This window comes from Rhodococcus sp. (in: high G+C Gram-positive bacteria), assembly GCF_049286785.1.
Lineage (GTDB): Bacteria > Actinomycetota > Actinomycetes > Mycobacteriales > Mycobacteriaceae > Rhodococcus_F.
Genome location: NZ_JBAQEO010000337.1, coordinates 1 through 3545, shown reverse-complemented (window position 1 = coordinate 3545; position 3545 = coordinate 1). Strand labels below are relative to the sequence as shown.

The window sequence follows — 3545 nt, the reverse complement described above, 5'->3', positions numbered from 1 at the left end:
CCTAGGTGACCTCGTCCATTTTGTCGATGAAGGTGCGGGCCGCGGCAATAAGGTCGGGGTCGTCGGTGATGATCACGGCTTCGTCGGCGACGGTGGAGTTGTGCGAGGCGTTCGCGGAACCGATGACGGCCCGCCGGTCGGTGACGAGCACCTTGGCGTGCAGGTTCGGCGAGGATAGGACCCGCACGCCGGCGCCCAGGTAGTGCGCAAGGGCGGCTGGTCCGGATGTGTTCAGCCGGTGTTGACCGCCAGCGCGGCGGCGACCGTGTCGTGGGCGGTGCGCATGGAGTGGGTGAAAGCGTGGCGCTGCCGCCCGCGGTTCATGAAGTTCGGCGGCAGGTTCGCAAGGTCCGCGGTCCTTGGGCAGATCGTGATCACGCGTGTCCCGCGGGCGGTGACGGTGGCGATCTCGGCGGCGAGGATGTCGGTCATCGGCCGGCGCAGGCAGCGGTCTTCGAGGAAGCCGCCGAGGCCGGGGATGCGGGCGCGGTCGGGTGAGGCCATCGGGGCGATGAGGTAGATTTCGTCGATTTCGTCGTCGGCGAGCAGGTCGAGCGAGGCGGTCGAGGCCGAGCCGCCGTCGATGTAGGTGCGGCCGTGAGCGGTGACCGGCGGCATCCAGCCCGGGACCGCCCATGACGCCTGCAACGCGGTCGCCGGTGACACTGCAGGGGCACCGGGCGCGCCGAACGCGACGCGCTCTCCAGAAACGATGTCGAAGGCGACCATCCGGGCAGCGTGGCGGTCGAGCCAGTCAGGGCCCGCGGTGAAACCGTCGGCCAGCCGCGCCAGCCAACTCGGGTCGCCGCGCCCGATCGGCGCGATCCCCGCGAGTGCGGCCAGGCCGCGCTGTGAGCGCAGCAACCTCGGGTTGAGCGGCCGGGGAAACGGCAGCGGCGGCAGACTCGGCGGTGCGTCGGCGTGGTGTGCGCGCAGGCGGTGATCGTGGGCGATGCCCTGCTGCATGCGGACCAGCTCGTTCACCGAAACGCCGCCGGCGAGCAGGGTGACCAGCTCAGCGCCTGCCGAGGTCCCCTGCATCAAGTCGGCGGTCCGCGGGTCCCAGTCCAAGTGTTTCGACAGCGCGTGCAGGGCCGCGACGATCCATGCTCCGCCGATCGTGCCGCCGCAGCCGATGACGAGGGCACGGGTGGTCATCGGGGACCGGCCTTGCGGCTTGGCTTGGAAGCCGGTGCGGCGGTGGTGTGTTCGCGGGCGTGACGTTCGATGCGGTCGAGGTAGGCACGCCGCCCGCCCTGGTCGATCCCGGTCAGGGCGCGGCGATCGTCGACCAATCGGCGCGCGGTGTTCTCGATGAATCGAGGAACCAGTGCCTGTACCGCCGACCAGCCGGGCGCCAGCCAGCCAGGGACCGAGACCGTCTCGGGCCTGCGTCGCACGCTGTCGACCACGGCGTGCGCGACATCCTCGGGGTCGACGGTGGGCATGCCTTTGCCCGGGGTCGCGCCGGAGGACAGTTCGGTGCGTACCGCTGAGGGCAGGACAGCGGTGACGGTGACACCGGTGCCCGCGTATTCGCGGCGTGCAGCCGGCGACAGGCCGAGGGCGGCGAACTTGGAGCCGTTGTAGTGCAGATCGATGCGGGGATTGCCAGACATCGTTGTCCTTCTGTGGGTTTCAGCGGGTGCCGGACTCGGCGAAGGTGTTGCTGGTCGCCGGGGGCGTGCGGGTGATCAGGAAGTCGCGGTCATCGGGTTCGGTGAGCATCGCGGTCATCGTCTTGCGGTCGAAGGGCCACAGGTCGATGGTGTTTTGGTCGGTGAAGTACCAGGAGTTGCAGCCGGTGTTCCAGACCGTCGGTCCCATCGCTTGGGCGACCGCATCGTTGAACCGGGTCGTGGCGGCCTCGGTGACCTCGACGGTGTCGACCTCGCCGGCGCGGAACCGTTCGAGCCAGTGCGTGATGTAGCGCGAGGTGAGTTCCGCGGAGTACTGCAGCGAGATCGAACCGGTCGGCGAGTTCGGGCCGAGCACGGTGAACAGGTTCGGAAAGCCGGGAATCGCCGACATACGGTAGGCGCGCGGCCCCTTCTCCCATGCCTGATCGATAGTGAGTCCGTCGCGGCCGCGAAGGTTCATCGGCCGCATGTAGTTGTGCGGATGGAACCCGGTCGCGAAGACGATCACGTCGATCTCGTGCTCACGCCCGTCGGCTGTGCGGATACCGGCCTGGGTGATCTCGGTGATCTTCTCGGTGATCAGCTCGGCATTGGCTGCCTGAATAGCTTGGTAGTAAGTGCCGGAGATGACCTGTCGTTTGCACAGCGGCTGGTAGTCAGGGGTGAGGGTCTCGCGCAGGTCCTTGTCGCGGACTTGCGCGCGCAGCGACAAGCGCGCCACACGCTGTAGAGTGCGGCGGCGCCAGGTCGGGCGTAGGGCGACGTCGGCGAGAATCCCCGACGCCCACAGCGACACTCCGTAGAGCCGGTCGTGCAGAGTCGGGGACGCCGAAAGCGCCTTGGCCACCAGCGAGGACTGTCGCAGACCCATCGGTGCCCACAGCACCCACTGCGGGGTGCGCGTGAACTGGGTCAGCTTCGCCGCGCCCGGCTGCAATGCCGAAACCACCTGCACACCAGTCGAACCGGAGCCGATCACCGCGACCCGCTTGCCCTTGGTGACGATCGAGTCGTCCCAGCGCGCGGTGTGCACGACCGAGCCGGCGAAACTGTCCAAACCCGGGATCTCGGGGGTGAACGGATGATGCAGCGCTCCGGTCGCGGCGATGACGAAGTCCGCGGTACGCCGGGCGCCGCCGGCTACGGTGACTTCCCAGCGGCTCCCGTCGAATACCGCGTCGGTTACTTCACTGTTCAGGCGCAGGTGCTCGCGCAGACCGAACTTCTCGACCACCTCGGCGTGATAGCGCTGGATTTCGGGGCCGGTGGCCCAGACCCGGCTCCAGTCCGCCTTCGCGGCGAAACCGAATTGGTACAACTGAGAAGGCACATCGCAGGTCAGTCCGGGGTAGCGGTTCCAGTACCACACCCCGCCGACGTCGGATCCCTTCTCCAGGATCACGAAATCGTCGAATCCGGCCTTCTTGAAGGTCACCGCGGCGGCGATTCCGGCGACGCCTGCGCCGATGATGATGATCGAGGGATCGCGAATTGGCTTCGTTGCCATGGGTTTTACCTTTCGGAAAAGCAGAGGTCAGGACGCGGTCGTGGCGTGCAGCTTCGCCCGCAGGACCTTGCCGCTGGCATTGCGCGGGATCTCGTCGAGCACGATGAACCGCTTTGGCACTTTGTAGCGTTCGAGGCCGTCACGCACATGCTGTTTCAGCGCGTCCTCGGTGGGTACCGCGGCCCCGGAGCCCAGCACGATGAACGCGTTGAGGACCTGCCCGAATTCGGCGTCGGGTACACCGATCACGACCGCGTCGGTGATATCGGGGTGCGCGGTGAGGCGGTCTTCGACCTCGCCGGGGAACACATTCTCCCCGCCGGAAACGATCATGTCGTCGGCGCGACCGTCGATGAACATTCGCCGCTGCGCATCGAAATGCCCCATGTCACCAGTAC

The 3545-nt window shown here is 67.5% G+C and carries 3 protein-coding genes and 2 pseudogenes; all 5 read right to left on the bottom strand.

Features of this window, described 5'->3' with window-relative positions; all coding sequences use genetic code 11:
* Window positions 1-4: 4 nt before the first annotated feature.
* Window positions 5-220: pseudogene (locus WAW17_RS12740) on the bottom strand (phospholipase D-like domain-containing protein); the annotation flags it as partial.
* Between the two features lie 11 nt (window positions 221-231).
* The gene (locus tag WAW17_RS12735; protein ID WP_422333333.1) at window positions 232-1158 is read right to left on the bottom strand and encodes a patatin-like phospholipase family protein; all 927 of its coding nucleotides are present in this window, start codon (window positions 1156-1158) and stop codon (window positions 232-234) included.
* A pseudogene (locus tag WAW17_RS12730) lies at window positions 1155-1589 on the bottom strand (short-chain dehydrogenase); the annotation flags it as partial. The pseudogene WAW17_RS12730 and the gene WAW17_RS12735, both read right to left, overlap by 4 nt.
* Before the next feature lie 49 nt (window positions 1590-1638).
* Entirely contained in the window at window positions 1639-3147 is a 1509-nt protein-coding gene (locus WAW17_RS12725; RefSeq protein ID WP_422333332.1) for a flavin-containing monooxygenase, read from the bottom strand.
* A 27-nt stretch (window positions 3148-3174) separates the two neighbouring features.
* Window positions 3175-3545 (bottom strand): AMP-binding enzyme (locus tag WAW17_RS12720; RefSeq protein WP_422333331.1); only part of this gene is annotated, 371 nt, incomplete at its 5' end.

Bases quoted from the DNA above. Each gene is read 5' to 3' on its own strand.
- WAW17_RS12735 (WP_422333333.1), bottom strand. From the start codon at position 1,158: ATGACCACCCGTGCCCTCGTCATCGGCTGCGGCGGCACGATCGGCGGA.
- WAW17_RS12725 (WP_422333332.1), bottom strand. From the start codon at position 3,147: ATGGCAACGAAGCCAATTCGCGATCCCTCGATCATCATCATCGGCGCA.